Source organism: Aurantiacibacter rhizosphaerae (assembly GCF_009807005.1).
Lineage (GTDB): Bacteria > Pseudomonadota > Alphaproteobacteria > Sphingomonadales > Sphingomonadaceae > Alteraurantiacibacter > Alteraurantiacibacter rhizosphaerae.
The window spans coordinates 248,590-263,864 of sequence record NZ_WUBR01000001.1; the positions used below are offsets into that span (position 1 = coordinate 248,590).

Annotated in this window: 18 protein-coding genes; 11 read left to right on the forward strand and 7 right to left on the reverse strand. The window is 61.9% G+C overall.

Features of this window, described 5'->3' with window-relative positions:
* Positions 1-171 precede the first annotated feature (171 nt).
* Positions 172-774, forward strand: a complete 603-nt coding sequence (locus GRF63_RS01225) for a M23 family metallopeptidase (protein ID WP_237392246.1) — start codon at positions 172-174, stop codon at positions 772-774.
* A 63-nt stretch (positions 775-837) separates the two neighbouring features.
* On the opposite strand, the gene galU is transcribed toward GRF63_RS01225, so the two are convergent.
* The gene (gene galU, locus GRF63_RS01230; protein ID WP_419865940.1) at positions 838-1,755 is read right to left on the reverse strand and encodes a UTP--glucose-1-phosphate uridylyltransferase GalU; all 918 of its coding nucleotides are present in this window, start codon (positions 1,753-1,755) and stop codon (positions 838-840) included.
* 96 nt (positions 1,756-1,851) lie between these two features.
* Between galU and GRF63_RS01235 the strand changes: the two genes are divergently transcribed.
* The gene (locus GRF63_RS01235) at positions 1,852-2,097 is read left to right on the forward strand and encodes a hypothetical protein (RefSeq protein ID WP_160484202.1); all 246 of its coding nucleotides are present in this window, start codon (positions 1,852-1,854) and stop codon (positions 2,095-2,097) included.
* Positions 2,098-2,106: 9 nt separating this feature from the next.
* On the opposite strand, the gene GRF63_RS01240 is transcribed toward GRF63_RS01235, so the two are convergent.
* Positions 2,107-2,352 carry a ribbon-helix-helix domain-containing protein gene (locus GRF63_RS01240; RefSeq protein ID WP_337189628.1) on the reverse strand — a complete coding sequence of 82 codons (246 nt, stop codon included), beginning with the start codon at positions 2,350-2,352 and terminating at the stop codon, positions 2,107-2,109.
* Between the two features lie 102 nt (positions 2,353-2,454).
* Between GRF63_RS01240 and GRF63_RS01245 the strand changes: the two genes are divergently transcribed.
* A complete protein-coding gene (locus GRF63_RS01245) occupies positions 2,455-3,201 on the forward strand; it encodes a DUF4019 domain-containing protein (protein ID WP_160484204.1) in 747 nt (248 codons plus the stop codon).
* 45 nt (positions 3,202-3,246) lie between these two features.
* Here the strand turns inward: GRF63_RS01245 and phbB are convergent, their stop codons facing one another.
* Positions 3,247-3,969, reverse strand: a complete 723-nt coding sequence (gene phbB / locus GRF63_RS01250) for an acetoacetyl-CoA reductase (RefSeq protein WP_160484205.1) — start codon at positions 3,967-3,969, stop codon at positions 3,247-3,249.
* Between the two features lie 115 nt (positions 3,970-4,084).
* A complete protein-coding gene (locus tag GRF63_RS01255; protein ID WP_160484206.1) occupies positions 4,085-4,879 on the reverse strand; it encodes a hypothetical protein in 795 nt (264 codons plus the stop codon).
* Between the two features lie 339 nt (positions 4,880-5,218).
* Here GRF63_RS01255 and GRF63_RS01260 point away from each other — a divergent pair, with 339 nt between their 5' ends.
* The 6 genes from GRF63_RS01260 to GRF63_RS01285 all read left to right on the forward strand — a co-directional run bounded on the left by GRF63_RS01260 (position 5,219) and on the right by GRF63_RS01285 (position 12,011).
* Entirely contained in the window at positions 5,219-5,680 is a 462-nt protein-coding gene (locus GRF63_RS01260; RefSeq protein ID WP_160485322.1) for a DUF3576 domain-containing protein, read from the forward strand.
* A gap of 21 nt (positions 5,681-5,701) precedes the next feature.
* The gene (gene leuS / locus GRF63_RS01265; RefSeq protein ID WP_160484207.1) at positions 5,702-8,221 is read left to right on the forward strand and encodes a leucine--tRNA ligase; all 2,520 of its coding nucleotides are present in this window, start codon (positions 5,702-5,704) and stop codon (positions 8,219-8,221) included.
* Positions 8,221-8,724 carry an LPS assembly lipoprotein LptE gene (gene lptE, locus GRF63_RS01270; protein WP_160485323.1) on the forward strand — a complete coding sequence of 168 codons (504 nt, stop codon included), beginning with the start codon at positions 8,221-8,223 and terminating at the stop codon, positions 8,722-8,724. Before leuS ends, lptE begins: the two co-directional genes overlap by 1 nt.
* 22 nt (positions 8,725-8,746) lie before the next feature.
* Complete coding sequence (gene holA, locus GRF63_RS01275) at positions 8,747-9,781, forward strand: DNA polymerase III subunit delta (protein ID WP_160484208.1); 1,035 nt, start codon at positions 8,747-8,749, stop codon at positions 9,779-9,781.
* A gap of 228 nt (positions 9,782-10,009) precedes the next feature.
* On the forward strand, positions 10,010-11,368 hold the full coding sequence (locus GRF63_RS01280) for a sugar transferase (RefSeq protein WP_160484209.1): 1,359 nt from the start codon (positions 10,010-10,012) through the stop codon (positions 11,366-11,368).
* A complete protein-coding gene (locus tag GRF63_RS01285) occupies positions 11,298-12,011 on the forward strand; it encodes a hypothetical protein (RefSeq protein ID WP_160484210.1) in 714 nt (237 codons plus the stop codon). The genes GRF63_RS01280 and GRF63_RS01285 overlap by 71 nt, the downstream gene beginning before the upstream one ends.
* A gap of 57 nt (positions 12,012-12,068) precedes the next feature.
* Here the strand turns inward: GRF63_RS01285 and GRF63_RS01290 are convergent, their stop codons facing one another.
* Genes GRF63_RS01290 through GRF63_RS01300 form a run of 3 tightly spaced genes read right to left on the reverse strand, consistent with a single transcriptional unit; the run spans position 12,069 to position 13,955 of the window.
* Complete coding sequence (locus GRF63_RS01290) at positions 12,069-12,644, reverse strand: LptA/OstA family protein (protein WP_160484211.1); 576 nt, start codon at positions 12,642-12,644, stop codon at positions 12,069-12,071.
* An 11-nt stretch (positions 12,645-12,655) separates the two neighbouring features.
* The gene (locus GRF63_RS01295; protein ID WP_160484212.1) at positions 12,656-13,312 is read right to left on the reverse strand and encodes an LPS export ABC transporter periplasmic protein LptC; all 657 of its coding nucleotides are present in this window, start codon (positions 13,310-13,312) and stop codon (positions 12,656-12,658) included.
* 22 nt (positions 13,313-13,334) lie between these two features.
* On the reverse strand, positions 13,335-13,955 hold the full coding sequence (locus tag GRF63_RS01300) for a ribonuclease D (RefSeq protein WP_160484213.1): 621 nt from the start codon (positions 13,953-13,955) through the stop codon (positions 13,335-13,337).
* 99 nt (positions 13,956-14,054) lie between these two features.
* Between GRF63_RS01300 and GRF63_RS01305 the strand changes: the two genes are divergently transcribed.
* Both GRF63_RS01305 and GRF63_RS01310 read left to right on the forward strand, forming a co-directional pair.
* Positions 14,055-14,738 carry a uracil-DNA glycosylase gene (locus GRF63_RS01305; protein ID WP_160484214.1) on the forward strand — a complete coding sequence of 228 codons (684 nt, stop codon included), beginning with the start codon at positions 14,055-14,057 and terminating at the stop codon, positions 14,736-14,738.
* 41 nt (positions 14,739-14,779) lie between these two features.
* Complete coding sequence (locus tag GRF63_RS01310; RefSeq protein WP_160484215.1) at positions 14,780-15,115, forward strand: TraR/DksA family transcriptional regulator; 336 nt, start codon at positions 14,780-14,782, stop codon at positions 15,113-15,115.
* The last annotated feature ends 160 nt before the right edge of the window (positions 15,116-15,275 follow it).

The following is a 15,275-nucleotide window of genomic DNA, read 5'->3' on the forward strand; positions in this document are numbered from 1 at the left end:
CGGATGGTTCCGGGGGTCTCGGCAAAAAACAGATGCGAAGCGCCATTTGGGCCAGCTCGCCGCAAAATTGTAGGGCGCTTGAACAGCGCCTGACGAAGCAAAAGGGATCGTATGCTCGTCAAGATAGCAACCATTCTCGCCCTGGGCACTGCGGCTGTCGCCAGCCCTGCCATGGCTGAAGAAACAGGCGTGATCAACGCGGCAATCGTGGCTCAGACCCCTTTGGGTGATGCCAGCGAATTCAACGAACTTTTCGCCAGCTGGGAACAGCTTGAAGATGGTGGCCGCGTTACCGCCACCGGTGAAATCATCGCAGCGCCGCGCACCGCCGTTTCGGTTCCCTCGCGGATGCCGGTTGACGGTGTGAAGCTCACCAGCTCCTTCGGCATGCGTAACCACCCGATCCTGCGCCAGCGCCGCCAGCACAACGGCGTCGATCTCGCCGCCCCGCGCGGCACGCCGGTGTATGCCACGGCTGATGGCATGGTTGAAATGGCCCAGTACTATGGCTCTTACGGCAATTATGTGCAGATCGGCCACGGCGGCGACGTGGAAACGCGTTATGCCCACCTGTCCAGCTACACCGTTCAGGATGGTGAGCAGGTCCGCAAGGGTGACCTCATTGGCTATGTCGGTTCCACCGGCCGCTCCACCGGCCCGCACCTGCATTATGAAGTCCGCGTCTCCAGCGAGCCTGTGAACCCCATCCCCTACATGGTGGCTCACATCGAAACTTCGGATGACGAACAGGCTGCACGCGGCGGTCCTGAATAAGACCCACGCCAGAAGCGGCGCCTGTTACGGCGCACTCGACAATCTGAATTCGTGAAGCGGCTGCTAGTTTTCTAGCAGCCGTTTTGCCATGGCGCGTACATCCGCGCCCATATCCTCACGCTCCAGCGCCAGCGCCAGCGTGGCTTCCACGAAGCCCAGCTTGCTGCCGCAATCGAAGCGGCGGCCTTCGAATGTCACGGCGTTGAAGGGCTGCGTGCCGATCATCTTCGCCATCGCATCCGTCAGCTGGATTTCACCGCCGGCACCCTTGCCCTGGTTCTCCAGCGTACGCATCACTTCAGGTTGCAGGATATAGCGGCCCGATACGATCTTGTTCGAAGGTGCCTCGTCCACGGGCGGCTTTTCCACCAGCCCCTTCACCTCGGTCAGAGCGCCATTCGTTTCGCCGGGATCGATCACGCCATAGCTGGACACATCTTCATGCGGCACTTCCAGCACGGAGATCAGGTTTCCGCCAACCTCGTTATAGGCCTCTACCATCTGCGCCATGCATCCCGGTTCACCCACCATCATCTCGTCCGGCAACAGGATGGCGAAGGGTTCATCGCCCACGATGGCGCGGGCGCACCAGATCGCGTGGCCCAGGCCCAGCGGAACCTGCTGGCGAACGGTGATGATATCGCCCGGCGTTGCGCGGGTCGGGTCCAGCACGCTCATATCCTTGCCGCGTTCGCTCATCGTGGCTTCGAGTTCGTAGGCGACATCGAAATGTTCGACGATGGCGGTCTTCCCGCGGCCGGTGACGAAGATCATCTGTTCGATCCCCGCCTCGCGCGCCTCGTCCACGGCATACTGGATAAGCGGGCGATCCACGATCGGCAGCAATTCCTTGGGAATGGCCTTGGTGGCCGGAAGGAAGCGGGTGCCAAGTCCGGCGACGGGGAAAACGGCTTTGCGGATGGGTTTGCGTTCGGTCATGCCGGTTTTGTGCAGTGCGGCAGTCCCGTGGTCAACCGCCATTGGCATCGCAAATATGCAGGTCGTCTTATTCTGGAGCAATTGTGCAGAACTTAACTGCGGTCCGTGCGTTGAAAGGGAAAGGAAAGGATAAAGCCAATGCTTATCAAGCTCGCTGCACTCGGTGCCCTCGGATATGCCGGGTATCGCTATTATGAAAAGACCACGCGCCAGGACCGTAACGAGGCATTCGCCGCGAATCAGGCCGGTGGATCGAACCACCAGCAGATCCGCAACGCTGGCCCCGGCGCGATGGCCGATTCGCCCAAGAAGGACACCTGGGACGAAGTTGACGAGGAGCTGGACGAAAGCTTCCCCGCGAGTGATCCGCCAGCTAATTACTGATAAGGCTGATTACTGATCAGACCGTCGGCGCAAGTCGGCGACCAGCCACAACCTGATGGCTGTAGCGAGGCCGGGCGGATGCTCGGCCTCGATACGTTCGGCGTCTATTTTCGCCACCAGCGCATTTACCGGCAGCCCCGCACGTGCGGATGCCTCATGCAGCATGTCCCAGAACAAGGGCTCCAGACTGATGGAGGTCTTGTGCCCGGCAATCTCGACAGATCGCTTTCGCGGTGGGTGATAGGGCGTGTCGATCATGGATAACTCCCCTAGCCCGATCCGCGCCCGCTGACGAACCCGTGACCTACGAATTATTTGGGGTAGCTGCACCGCGCCCCGCGCCGTACCCCTTGCTGCATGTCACACGGGTACGAGGCATTGTCCGACAAGGAGAAGGAGACGCTGCGGCTGATCCTGAACAGGCACGATGCAAAATCCATGGCGCGGGAACTCGCGCTGTCGGTGCACACCATAAACGAACGGCTGCGCAGTGCGCGGCGCAAGCTACAGGTTACCAGCAGCAAGGAAGCCGCCCGCCTGCTGTTGCAGCAGGAGAGGCCGGTGCCTGCCAAAACCCTTGGGTACAAGCATTTGGGGGATGAACCGGTACATGCCTCTGCGGCAGACGATGGATCAGCAAGGGCGCGGAATGGCCGCGGCCTGATGATTGGAGCAATCCTGATGCTGACGACACTGGCGATCCTCACCCTCACCACAACGCTTCCCGCAAACCTTCCTGTAACGCAGGATGCCGCGCCCCACGCGGTTGCCGCCGATGACGCGGAAAAGGAGAGCGCCGCCCGCGAATGGCTGGCGCTGACTGACGCATCAGACTGGCAGGGCAGTTACGATGCCACAGGCTCCGCTTTTCAGGAGCTGAATACGGCAGAGGTGTGGGAGGCGGTTTCACTGGAAGCGCGCGCTCCGCTGGGTGCGGTCATCCGGCGCGATGCAATCAGTTTCCAGCATCTTGCCGCACCGCCGATGGGATATTGGCAGGTGCGTTTCAGCACCGATTTCGCAGAGCGGCAGGACGTGATCGAATCGGTGACGCTGGAACGGGAGGACGGCGCATTGCGCGTTGTCGGCTACATCATCGAATGATGCGGCCTCAAAAAGGGGGCGCCGCGAACACGGCGCCCCGCTTAATCAATACATGTGCTGCCCGCCATTGATGCTGAGCGTGGAACCGGTGACGAAAGCCCCCTGCTCGGAAGCGAGGAAAGACACGCCCCGCGCGATTTCGCTGGCCTGGCCAAGCCGGCCGACGGGGATCTTGGCTACGATCTTTTCCAGCACGTTCTCCGGCACGGCGGCAACCATGTCCGTATCGATATAGCCGGGCGCAATGGCGTTCACGGTGATGCCGTAACGCGCGCCTTCCTGTGCCAGCGCCTTGGTAAAGCCGTGGATGCCGCTTTTGGCAGCGGCATAGTTCACCTGGCCGTATTGGCCTGCCTGGCCGTTGATGGAGCCGATGTTGATGATGCGGCCCCACTTGCGATCCTTCATGCCTTCGAAGGTGGCCTTGGCCATGTTGAAGCAGCCGCCCAGGTTCGTGCGCATCACGTCCGACCAGTCTTCATAGCTCATGCGCATCAGCGTGCCGTCACGGGTGATGCCGGCATTGTTCACCACGACATCGATCGGACCCACGTCGCTGGCGATCTTTTCGCACGCGGCCAGTGTTGCCGCGTGATCGCCCACGTCGAACTTGTATGCGGCGATGCCGGTTTCGTCGGTAAAGGCACGCGCCTTTTCATCATTACCGGCATAACTGGCGACGACGGTGAATCCGTCCTGTTTCAGGGATTCGCAGATAGCGCGGCCAATGCCGCGCGTTCCACCGGTAACAATTGCTACGTGTGCCAAATCAGTCTCTCCAGCTAGTTTGTTAAACCCGGCCTCACGTTAGACACGGCTTGTGTCATCCGCAAAACAAAACCCCGCCGAAGCGGGGTTGAGTAAAACAAAATGTCTTGCAGGATCAGAAGCGGAACTGGGTGCCGATATACACGGCCTGGCTGTCCTGCTGTTCCAGATCCGGAACGGGAAGCAGATCGCGATCCTGTTCGTAACGAACACCGGCGGTGATATCCAGATTACGGGTCAGGCGATAGCTGCCTGCCACATCCAGCATCTGATCGGTGAGCGTTTCGCCGGAAACGGCCACATCGTCTGCAGCGCGATCTTCGTCCAGTTCGATCCGGGCGGCAAAGCGGCTGGGCTTGTCCTTGGTTGCAGCGCGCGGGGCGAAGTCCGAAAGATCGGGAATGCGTGCGCGCGAAAGATTGCTGGACAGATCCGGCGTGGCGATCTTGCGCGCCGGTGCCGCGCCCTGCGATGCAACCTGCGATTGGGCAAAGCTGGAATAGCCGCGCGCAAGGCCAAGATTGTAACGCGTGGATGCCACGCGGAGCCCGGCGGAGCGGTTGGCTTCGCTACGCTGCGAACCGATCGTGTTGTTGGCGGCAAGAGCATCTGCCGTCTGCTGGTCTACCCGAACGGCCACCGTGACGGAGCGCGCGCTGGGCGAATCGTCAGACCCGGCGGGCGTGAAGCGCATCATGCGCGAATCGCCATGCTGCTGCGCGATGAATTCTGCCAGCCGCGGATCGGCATTGGCGGGTGTGAAGGAGAGGAAGGTGTCCGGCACATCGACGGCGGCATTTTCTGCCAGCGCGCCAAAGGCGAAGCCTGCACTGGGAAGCGCGACGGCAAGCAGCAGTGCGGACGCGCCAAACGCCGCCTTTCCTGCCAGTGCTGTGCGCTTCTTTGTCATGTGTCCTCTTTTATCCCCATCCTGATGGACGCCGAATGAATACGGTGGTTCCCCGTTTTTGGCGAGTCGCATCGATCACTTCCATTGCTACGACTGAATTGTACAAAACGCCAGACATCGCTTTGCAACCCAACGGCTTTTTGCAGACTGTTGCAGCTTCTCCACAGCACGTGTCACGCATTGGCACGCTATCTGTCGCCATATTAAGCGGGTGTTCACGGCGATTCGCGGCATTTGTGCCCCCTTAGAAGGCCTCTATACAATGCTTCGCCTTGCCGCGGGCATCTTGCCCGTTATAGAGGCTGCTTGCAGCGACTTTTCGTGTTTACAGGACCAATGATGGCAATTTCCCCCGTTCGCAAATTTTCCCGCCAGCTTGCCGGTGCCGCCATGCTGGGCACGGCCTCGCTTGCCCTTTCCGCATGTGGCGGCGGCGATGATCAGCGCCTGCGCACCGATCTGGCCGCGGCGCAGGTCACCTCCATCGGGGTGAATTCCTACCTTTGGCGCGCCAGCCTGGAGACCTTGTCCTTCATGCCGCTGACGCAGGCAGACAGTTCGGGCGGCGTGCTGGTAACAGACTGGTATGCCGATCCCGCCAATCCCAATGAACGGGTGAAGGTATCGGTCGCCATTCTGGATCAGAACCTGCGCGCCGATGCGCTGCGCGTTGCTGCCAGCCGCCAGGTTCTGCAGGGCGGCACCTGGGTGGAGGCACCCGTGCAGGCCGCCACGGTGCAGCGTCTGGAAGACATCATTCTTACCAAGGCGCGCGATCTCCGGCGTTCCGCCATCGGCTAAACTCCCCTAGGGGCACAAACCATGACAGCTGAACGATTCGATCCGTCGAGCGCCGACGGTCGCTGGCAAGCCGCGTGGGACGAAGCCAAGTGCTTCGAAGCCGACAGCGCCAGCGACAAGCCCAAGACCTATGTGCTGGAGATGTTTCCCTATCCCAGCGGGCGCATCCACATCGGCCACGTGCGCAATTACACGATGGGCGATGTGCTGGCGCGCTATCACGCGATGCGCGGGCGCGAGGTGCTGCACCCCATGGGGTGGGACGCGTTCGGCATGCCGGCAGAGAATGCCGCCATGGAAAAGGGCGTGCATCCCGGCGGCTGGACCTACGATAATATCGCCACGATGAAGGCCCAGCTGAAACAGCTGGGCTTTGCGCTCGACTGGTCCCGCGAATTCGCCACCTGCGATCCTGAATATTACGGCCACGAACAGGCCCTGTTTATCGACCTGTTCGAGAACGGCCTGGTCTATCGCAAGGAGAGCGAGGTCAATTGGGACCCGGTCGATATGACCGTGCTGGCGAACGAGCAGGTGATCGACGGCAAGGGCTGGCGTTCGGGCGCGGAAGTTGAGAAGCGCAAGCTGAACCAGTGGTTCCTCAAGATCACCGATTTCGCCGAAGACCTGCTGGACGGCCTCGGCACGCTGGAGGATTGGCCTCAGAAGGTGCGGCTGATGCAGGAAAACTGGATCGGCAAGAGCCAAGGCCTGGAATTTTCCTTCGACCTTTCCAGCGGCGACAAGCTGCCCGTCTACACCACGCGGCCCGATACGATCTTCGGCGCCAGCTTCGTGGCCGTGGCTGCCGATCATCCGGTGGCACAGGCCGTGGCGGCGGATGATGCCACGGCGCAGGAATTCATCGCGCTGTGCAAGCGCGGCGGCACCACCGCGGCAGAGCTGGAGACGGCGGAAAAGCTGGGCTTCGACACCGGCATCACCGCGCGCCACCCGTTCACCGGGGCACAGCTGCCGCTGTTCATCGCCAACTTCGTGCTGATGGATTACGGCACCGGCGCGATCATGGCCGTACCGGGGCATGACCAGCGCGACTTCGAATTTGCGACCAAGTATTCGCTGCCCATCCCTCGCGTGGTCGCGCCTAGCGTGGACGAGGCGGGCAAGCCTTTCGATGGAGAGGCCGAGGCGGGCGAGGGCGTTCTCGTCAATTCAGATTTTCTCGATGGCATGGACGTGGAAAGCGCCAAGGCCGAGGTAATCGCCCGCGCTGAAAAGGGCGGCTGGGGCAAGGGCACCACGGTATGGCGCCTGCGCGACTGGGGCGTTTCGCGCCAGCGTTACTGGGGCACGCCCATCCCCTTCATCCATTGCGATGCTTGCGGCGTTGTGCCCGTGCCGAAGGATCAGTTGCCGGTAAAGCTGCCGGAGGATGTCTCTTTCGAACAGCCGGGCAATCCGTTGCTGCGCCATCCCACGTGGAAAGACACGACCTGCCCCAAGTGTGGCGGCAAGGCCGAGCGGGAAACCGACACGCTCGACACTTTCGTCAATTCCAGCTGGTATTTCCTGCGCTTCGCCAGCCAGCCGGCGGACAAGCCCTTCGACGCTGCCGAAGTCGCGCAATGGATGCCGGTAGATCAATATATCGGCGGTATCGAGCACGCGATCCTGCACCTGCTTTACGCCCGCTTCTGGACGCGCGCTCTCGCCCATTGCGGCAAGCTGGATGTGAAGGAGCCCTTCGCCAGCCTGTTCACGCAAGGCATGGTGACGCACGAGACTTACAGCCGCAAGGACGGCCCGCGAGAGGTGTATTACACGCCTGCCGAGGTTGATCGCTCAAGCGAAGGCGCGGTGCTGAAGGACGATGGCCAGCCGGTGCAGATCGGCAAGGTCATCAAGATGTCGAAGTCGAAGAAGAACGTCGTCGATCCCGAAGACATCATTCGCGATTACGGTGCCGATGCGGTGCGCTGGTTCATGCTGTCGGACTCTCCGCCGGAGCGGGACCTGCCGTGGTCCGAAGCCGGGATCGAAGGCTGCGGCCGTTTCGTGCAGCGCCTCTGGCGTCTGTTCGGACAATTCGACGATGGAGCGTCCGGCGAGGACAAGGATCTCGCTCGCAAGACGCACCAGACCATCGCCGCAATTGCCGAAGACATCGAGGCGTTGGCTTTCAACAAGGCGGTGGCGCGGATCTACGAACTCACCAGCGCGGCGGAAAAGGCCAAGCCATCGGCGGATCGCAACCACGCCATCCGCTCGCTGTTGCTGATGGCCTCCCCCATGATGCCGCATCTTGCCGAGGAAGGCTGGCACGCGATGGGCGGCACCGGACTTGTTGCCGAAGCAGATTGGCCCGAGGTCGACGAAAGACTGCTGGTAAATGACGAAGTCACTATTGCGGTGCAGCATAAGGGCAAGCTGCGCGATACGCTGACAGCGCCCGCCGATGCATCGAAGGATGATCTGGAGGCGCTTGCACTTGCCAGCGAGAAGGTTCAGCGTTCGATCGATGGTGCAGAAATTCGCAAGGTGATCGTGGTGCCCGGCAGGCTGGTGAATATCGTTACATGATGCGCGTTGCCGCCCTTACCCTGGCCCTTGCGGTGCCTTCCCTGTCCCTCACCGGGTGCGGGCTGCAACCTATCTATGCAGGCGGCGGAAACGGCTTTGTCGCGCGCGAACTGGCCGCCATCGACGTGCCGCCGATCCCCGGCCGCGAAGGCTGGCTGGTGCGCAATGCGCTGAATGATAGGCTGGGCCGCGGCGCAACAGGCAGCACCTCGCAATACCGCCTCGACATCGTGCTGGATGATGACCTGGAAGGCCTCGGCCTGCTGACCGATGATACCATCGGCCGCCAGCGCCGCATCCTGCGCGCGCGGTACCAATTGGTAGACGTTGCGACGGACACGATCCTTGTCGATGCCACCGCCGGCTCCGACGCGGGTATCGACGTTGTCGGCTCCGAATTCGCCACTATCGCGGCAGAGCAGACTGCGCTGGAAAACCTTGCACAGGAAGTGGCGAACCAGATCGTCACCCGCGTCACCCGCACCCTGCGCGAAACGCAGTGAGTCGCGGTGTGAGAAGCCACCCGTGAAGGCGACCCAGCGCGACTATGCGCAGGCCGCGCAAAAGGCAGGCAAGGCCCTGCGCATTTGCTTCTTTTGCGGCGCTGACGAAGCCGGTGCCTCTGCCGCTGCGAAGAAGGTGATCGCTACGTTGGACGAACCCGGAGAACGGGTGGAGCTGTCCGGGCAGGACCTGAAATCGGACCCGTCCCGCCTCCTCGACGAAGCGCGCTCCACCTCGCTTTTCGGCGATTCCCGCCATATCTACGCCCGCGTTTCCGGGGAGGATGCGCATGAGGCGATCAAGACCTATTGCGAGCTGGCCGACCTCGGCGATGCCGCTGGCGCGTGGCCGATCTTCATCGTCGCCACCTCCGCCACGGACAAGTCGCGCAGCGCCAAGCTGCTGATCAAGCGCGCCGATGCACTGGTGGCGATCTTCTACCCGCCAGACCTCAGGTCCGTGACCGCAGATGTGCGCGCGATGGCCGATGCGGCAGGTATGCGTCTCAATGGCAATCTGGCGGAACGTATCGCCCATGCAGCGGGCCTGGACGTGCGCCTCGCACAGTCCGAGGTCGACAAGCTGGCGCTCTATCTCGATGCCTCTCCGCAATCGCCGAAGCAGGCGAACCCGGACGATTTCGACATGATCGGCGCGTCCACCGAGGAAGACGGCTTCATGCCGCTGGTAAATGCCGCGCTGGGCGGCGAGGTGCGCAAGCTTCCGGGCGAATTGCGCCGCATGCGTGAGGTTTCGCTCAATCCCGTTGCCGTGACCCTGGCGCTGGAGCGTCGCGCGGCACAGCTGGCGCGGCTTTCGGCCAATCTGCGTCCCGGTGACGACATGCAGCAATTCCTGAAATCGCAAGGCGTGTTCTTTCGCGAACATCGCGAGATCGGCGACCAGTTGCAGCGCTGGAGCGGCGGCAAGCTGGAGCGGCTGGTGCCAAGGCTGACGCAGCTGCATCGGTCCTTGCTGGCCAACAGCCAGACGGCAGAACTGATCCTGTCGCAGGAATTGGCGCAGATTGCCCGATACGCCGCGGCGCGTCGCTAAAACTGGTAAAAAATACGTAAAATCAATGGCGCTGCGCGGATCGCTGCGCGGATCGCTGCGCGGGATAAGCGCATTCCAGTGTTGCAGCCTTGCGGCAGTATGTCCGACAATAGCAAGGCTCTACCGCACTTGCGAACGAACAGGCTGGATTTCAGGAACGATTTTGCTAGGTAATATTTCGTAGTTAAGGGCTGCACCCGTTGCAGCGCACAAAGCGGGGTGTGAAAAGTGGATCTGAGCCGCGGTGATCCGAATGTGATTCATGCCGGTGATGCGGCAGAAGTCACGTTCGACACAGCAGATCTGCAGGCGACCCGCAGGCATCCGATTGCGCCGACAGACGGGCTGGTGGGTTCGCTGGAGCGCAAAAGACTACAAATCTATCTTTTCCTGATCCTGGCTGACACCGCCGTTCTTTTCGGCACATTCCTCGCAGCGACTGCCATCTATTACGGCAGCGCGATCGATATAAACTTGATTCAGGATGGGCTTTTGCCCGCCTTCCTCCTGTTGCCGGTCTATCTGACGGTCGCCTTGTACAACGGCACCTATTCGCAATCATGCCTTACCGACACGAACCGTTCCGTGGTCCGCATGATCGCAGCCATGCTGATAGCAGCGGCATTGGTGAACTTCCTCGCCTTTTTTGCCAAGATGAATGCCGAGTTTTCGCGCGTGATCTTTACGGCTGGCATGGTTGGCGCGACCACCGCGATGGCGCTGGTTCGCTTCGGCACCTCGGCCTGGATTACCAGGCTCTGGGGGCCAAAGCCTGTAAACCAGCTGGTGATCCATGCAGGCGGACCGCGATTCACGCTGCCTTTCGCCTACCATATTGACGCGGAGACCCACGGTCTGAGCCCGGACATGAATGATCCGACCCAGCTGGATCGCTTTGCCAAATATCTCTGCAACATGGATGAGGTGATCATCAGTTGCGAGGACAGCGCTCGGCTGATGTGGGCAGAGATGTTGAAGGGTTCGGGCCGCCACGGAGAAATCATCTCGGAATTCACAAGGGCGATCGGCGCGCTTGGGGTGGTCCACCACGATGATGCCAATGTCAGCGGACTGCTGGTGTCCACCGGCCGCCTGGGCATGCGCTCGCGCGTGTTGAAACGCCTGTTCGATATCGCGTTGTCCTCTGTCGCATTGCTGGCGCTCAGCCCGGTGATGGCTGCCGTGGCCATTGCCATCAAGCTGCAGGATGGTGGTCCGATTTTCTTTCATCAGCGGCGCGTGGGCAGAGGCAACCGGTTCTTCAATATCTACAAATTCCGTTCGATGAGCGAATCTGATGCCAGGGGTGACCGGTCGGCGTCTAAGGATGACGATCGGATCACACCCATCGGTCGGTTCATCCGCCGTACCAGTATTGATGAGCTGCCCCAGCTCATCAATGTCGTAAAAGGCGACATGAGCCATCAACCCTGGATTACCCGCTGCGCAATCAGACGATCCTATGCGCAGGGGCCGTCTTCATCGTCCTGCTGGCCACCAACCGTAGGGCCGCGCAATGATCGCCCGCGTCACCATTGCGGGCCTGGCCCTGCTGATGGCGATCGTCGCCTGCTTTGCACAGCTTGATCAGCAATCGCGCCTTGATCCTTCATATGCGCTGATGGTGCCCGATGCCTTCAGCGGGAATGCGGCCCGCGAACGCGCGAAGATGGAGTTGCAGCTTGGGCAAGGGCAGGCCGCCCTCGCCAGCGCGACCATGCAGATAAAGCATCGCCCCTTACCCGCAGAGAGCCTTACGATTCTTGCCCTGTCCGCAATCAGCGCTGGTGAGGAAGAACCAGCGACCGATGCGCTATCGGCCGCCAGCCGCCGCGGATGGCGAGAGCCGATTGCGCAGTTGGCGAGTGCCGAATCTGCACTGAGCCAGGGCCAGTATCAGGGCGCCGCGCAAAGGATCGCCGCGCTGATGGCTATGGGAACGCTTTCCGCTCCGACGGAGGAGCTGCTGGGCCGTTTGTTGCAGACGCCAGAGGGACAGCAGGCATTTGCAGAGCGTCTGGCGGCGTTTGGCCGTTGGCAAAACAACGCGCTTCTCACCGGCTATCGTGCAGGCGGTGCCAGTGCATGGGCAAGCACGCTGGCGCGGGCCAATGAACTGGGCGCGGACTTCAATTGTAACCGCCTGGGTCTATTGGCCAAGAAATACGGCGGACATCAGAACGCGGCAGATCTGGCCAAATTCTGGCCGGGTGACTGCAAGAGCAGTTGAACGTCCGGCGTTTCAGCGAGCCCGAAAATCGTGCTGACCCGTATGCGGCCGACCGCCTTAATTGCTATCCGGAACGGCGAAAGAACCGGAAACCCGGCCGCGTTGTCCGCTGGCGGTATTGCCCGCGCCGTCCACGCTGGAGAGGCCTGAATTGAGATCAATCACGAGGCGGCCGCCATCCAGAGTATCGCCGCCGCGACGCAGGGCGACATTGCCGGAAAGCACGATCACGCGGCGGTTGAAATCATAGACTGCTGCATTCCCGCTGGCACGCTCATTCCCGCGTACAACGGTTACGCCGCCGGTCGCATCGATCCGCTGGATGCGCAGCGTGCCGGCGTCGGTATAGGCCACAGTCGTGCGGGCCGCAGTCAGTCGCAGATCGCCCTGCGTGATGACAACATCGCCGGACAGCACGACGCGGTTCTGCCTGTCCTGCAGCTCGATCCGGTCCGCTGCATAGCTGACCGGCTGATTGGAATTGAAGCCTGCGATGGATTGCGCACCGGCCACGGAGCCGAAGGACAAGGCGGCAAGGCCGCCAGCCAGCAGGCCACCGGCCAGCCCGCGCAGGGCCAGTTTGCCAAGGCCGAAGCCGGAAGGCGCAGGGCGCGATCGCTCGGTGGAATTCATCACTCGCTCCATCATTGCATCTCAGCGGGCAGACGCAGGCGTCCCGGCACCATGCGCAGCCGGGCATTGCCTACCAGGGAAAAGGTGCGGTTCTCCAGATCGGCACGCATGGAATTGGCGGAGAACGTGCCTGCCGGGATCTGGCCGTTCACCTGGCCTTGGCCCAGCAAGGTGCGCGAGGGCATGTCGATCGTCACGTTGCGGGCGACAAATTCATAGCCATCGGCAGCGGTGAACTGGACGATGCCGGGAATTGCCACCTGCTCGTCATCAATATCGTAAACGCCTCTGGGAGCGGTCAGCACGGCTGGCCCGCCCGACAGCACGATGCGCGCCGTCATGCCCTGCATCTCCACCTCCGGCACGGTGTTGCTCTGCTGCACGGCTTCGCCTGCCACCAGCGAGAAAGGTCGGCCTTCGCCGTCCTGCCCGCGATACATGGCGTTATCAACGCGCAAGCGGTCGTCAGCGATGGCAACCTTATTGCGGTCCAGCAGGAAGCTGATTTCTCCGCGCGGGGAAAGCGGGGTGATCAGCATCATCGCCGCGATCACGCCTACAAGTGCGGGCAGGCCAACCGCCAGCAGGCGCACGATCCGGTCGAGCGAACTGCCCGGAGCGGCGAATGCCTGGCGCCTGTTGCGCATCCTGTCGGCGGCTTTGGTCATCGAACTTGCCTAACGCACGAGATCATGACTCGTGGCTGAAAATATCCTTGTCTGCCCATCCGGCAATATCCAGCCGTGCACGGGCGGGCAGGAATTCGTAACACGCCTCTGCCAGCTCCAGCCGGTCCTCCCGCTTCAATCGCTCGATCAGGATCTCGCGAAGGCGGTGCAGGTATCGCACATCGGATGCGGCATATTCGCGCTGCGCATCGTTCAGTGTGGGCGCGCCCCAGTCGCTCGATTGCTGCTGCTTTGACATGCTTTCGCCCAGCAATTCTTCCGTCAGGTTCTTCAGGCCGTGGCGATCGGTGTAGGTGCGCGTCATTTTGCTGGCGATCTTGGTGCAAAACACCGGCGCTGCCACCACGCCGAGGTAATGTTCGATGGCGGCCAGATCGAACCGGGCGAAGTGATAGATCTTCACCCGCGCCGGATCGGCCAGAACTGCCTTCAGATTGGGCGCATCGTAATTGCTGCCCTTGGCGAAGCGCACCAGATGCTCGTCCCCCTGACCATCGCTGATCTGCACCACGCACAGCCTGTCACGCGGGGTTACAAGGCCCATGGTTTCGGTATCGACGGCCACGGGGCCATCGGCGAGCACGCCTGCGGGCAGGTCTTCTTCATGAAAATGTACAGTCATCGCCTGTCGCCTTAGGCGGATTGGGGATGGGAGGGAAGGGCTCACTGGAACTGCATCCGGCAAGCCCGTATCGCCGGGCGAAAGGATGGCGAGCGACGCATGACAGATTCGATACCCGATGCATGGGCACCCGTGCTTGCCCCGGTGCTGGACACACCGCAATCACGCCAGCTGGGCGGCTGGCTTCGGGCAGAGGAGGATGCGGGCAAGGTGATCTTCCCCCCGCGCGGCAGCCGCCTTCGCGCGCTGGAGCTAACCCCGCCGGACGATGTGCGCGTGGTGATCCTGGGGCAGGATCCCTATCACGGGCCGGGGCAGGCGCATGGTTTAAGCTTTTCGGTGCCTGCAGACGTTCCGCCGCCGCCTTCGCTGAAGAACATCTTCAAGGAGATGGAGAGCGATCTTGGCCTCACCCCGCCTGCTGCCGGCAATCTGGAAAGCTGGGCGCGGCAGGGTGCGCTGCTGCTGAACAACACGCTAACGGTGGAGCAGGGGCAGGCGGGTAGCCATGCGGGCAAGGGGTGGGAGGCCATTACCGATGCCTGCGTCGCCGCCATTGCCGCGCGGGCGGAGCCGACGGTGTTCATTCTGTGGGGCAGCCATGCGCAGGGCAAGGCCGCGCGCATTCCCGAATTGCGGGAGGCGGACCGGCACCTGTTGCTGAAAAGCCCGCATCCCAGCCCGCTTTCGGCCTATCGCGGGTTCTTCGGGTCCAGACCCTTCTCGCAGGCCAATGCATTCCTTGAAAAGAGCGGGCGCGGCACGATCGACTGGCGATTGTGAAATTTTGACAGCGCGCTGCGTGTGAGACACCTTGGCGGGCGATGACCGAGGATGACGCCCGCACCGTGCTGAGAGAGCGGCTTGCCGAACTGGCACGGCTGGACGCGCTGAGCGAGGAAGGCCGCGCGCCTGTAACCTTGCAGCAGGACAGCGTCGGCCGCCTCAGCCGCATGGATGCGATGCAGCAGCAGACCATGGCGCAGGCGGAGGAACGCCGCCGCAACGCCGAACGAACGCGGATCATCGCCGCCCTTGCGCGCCTGGACGAAAGGGAATGGGGCTATTGCGGCACATGCGGGGAGGAGATTGCGGAAGGCCGCCTGCGCAACGATCCCAGCGTGGTGCAATGCCTGCAATGCGCTTCCGCACGCGGCTGACGCGCATCCGCATCCGCGCAGTTTCCCCATTTGCCGGGAACGGTTCTTAAACCCTTCTGACCCTATGGTTGCCGCTGAATTAGGCAATCCGTGCGCCACCTGTTGGCAGCGCGCGAACAGGGATGACACATGTATATCAACCAGACGCATCTGGCCGACA

What these genes read in the sequence shown, in the direction of transcription:
- GRF63_RS01225 (WP_237392246.1), top strand. Translation starts at nt 172, where the DNA reads ATGGCTGAAGAAACAGGCGTGATCAACGCGGCAATCGTGGCTCAGACC.
- galU (WP_419865940.1), bottom strand. Translation starts at nt 1,755, where the DNA reads ATGGCGGTTGACCACGGGACTGCCGCACTGCACAAAACCGGCATGACC.
- GRF63_RS01235 (WP_160484202.1), top strand. Translation starts at nt 1,852, where the DNA reads ATGCTTATCAAGCTCGCTGCACTCGGTGCCCTCGGATATGCCGGGTAT.
- GRF63_RS01245 (WP_160484204.1), top strand. Translation starts at nt 2,455, where the DNA reads ATGTCACACGGGTACGAGGCATTGTCCGACAAGGAGAAGGAGACGCTG.
- GRF63_RS01255 (WP_160484206.1), bottom strand. Translation starts at nt 4,879, where the DNA reads ATGACAAAGAAGCGCACAGCACTGGCAGGAAAGGCGGCGTTTGGCGCG.
- GRF63_RS01260 (WP_160485322.1), top strand. Translation starts at nt 5,219, where the DNA reads ATGGCAATTTCCCCCGTTCGCAAATTTTCCCGCCAGCTTGCCGGTGCC.
- leuS (WP_160484207.1), top strand. Translation starts at nt 5,702, where the DNA reads ATGACAGCTGAACGATTCGATCCGTCGAGCGCCGACGGTCGCTGGCAA.
- lptE (WP_160485323.1), top strand. Translation starts at nt 8,221, where the DNA reads ATGCGCGTTGCCGCCCTTACCCTGGCCCTTGCGGTGCCTTCCCTGTCC.
- GRF63_RS01285 (WP_160484210.1), top strand. Translation starts at nt 11,298, where the DNA reads ATGATCGCCCGCGTCACCATTGCGGGCCTGGCCCTGCTGATGGCGATC.
- GRF63_RS01290 (WP_160484211.1), bottom strand. Translation starts at nt 12,644, where the DNA reads ATGAATTCCACCGAGCGATCGCGCCCTGCGCCTTCCGGCTTCGGCCTT.
- GRF63_RS01295 (WP_160484212.1), bottom strand. Translation starts at nt 13,312, where the DNA reads ATGACCAAAGCCGCCGACAGGATGCGCAACAGGCGCCAGGCATTCGCC.
- GRF63_RS01300 (WP_160484213.1), bottom strand. Translation starts at nt 13,955, where the DNA reads ATGACTGTACATTTTCATGAAGAAGACCTGCCCGCAGGCGTGCTCGCC.
- GRF63_RS01305 (WP_160484214.1), top strand. Translation starts at nt 14,055, where the DNA reads ATGACAGATTCGATACCCGATGCATGGGCACCCGTGCTTGCCCCGGTG.
- GRF63_RS01310 (WP_160484215.1), top strand. Translation starts at nt 14,780, where the DNA reads ATGACCGAGGATGACGCCCGCACCGTGCTGAGAGAGCGGCTTGCCGAA.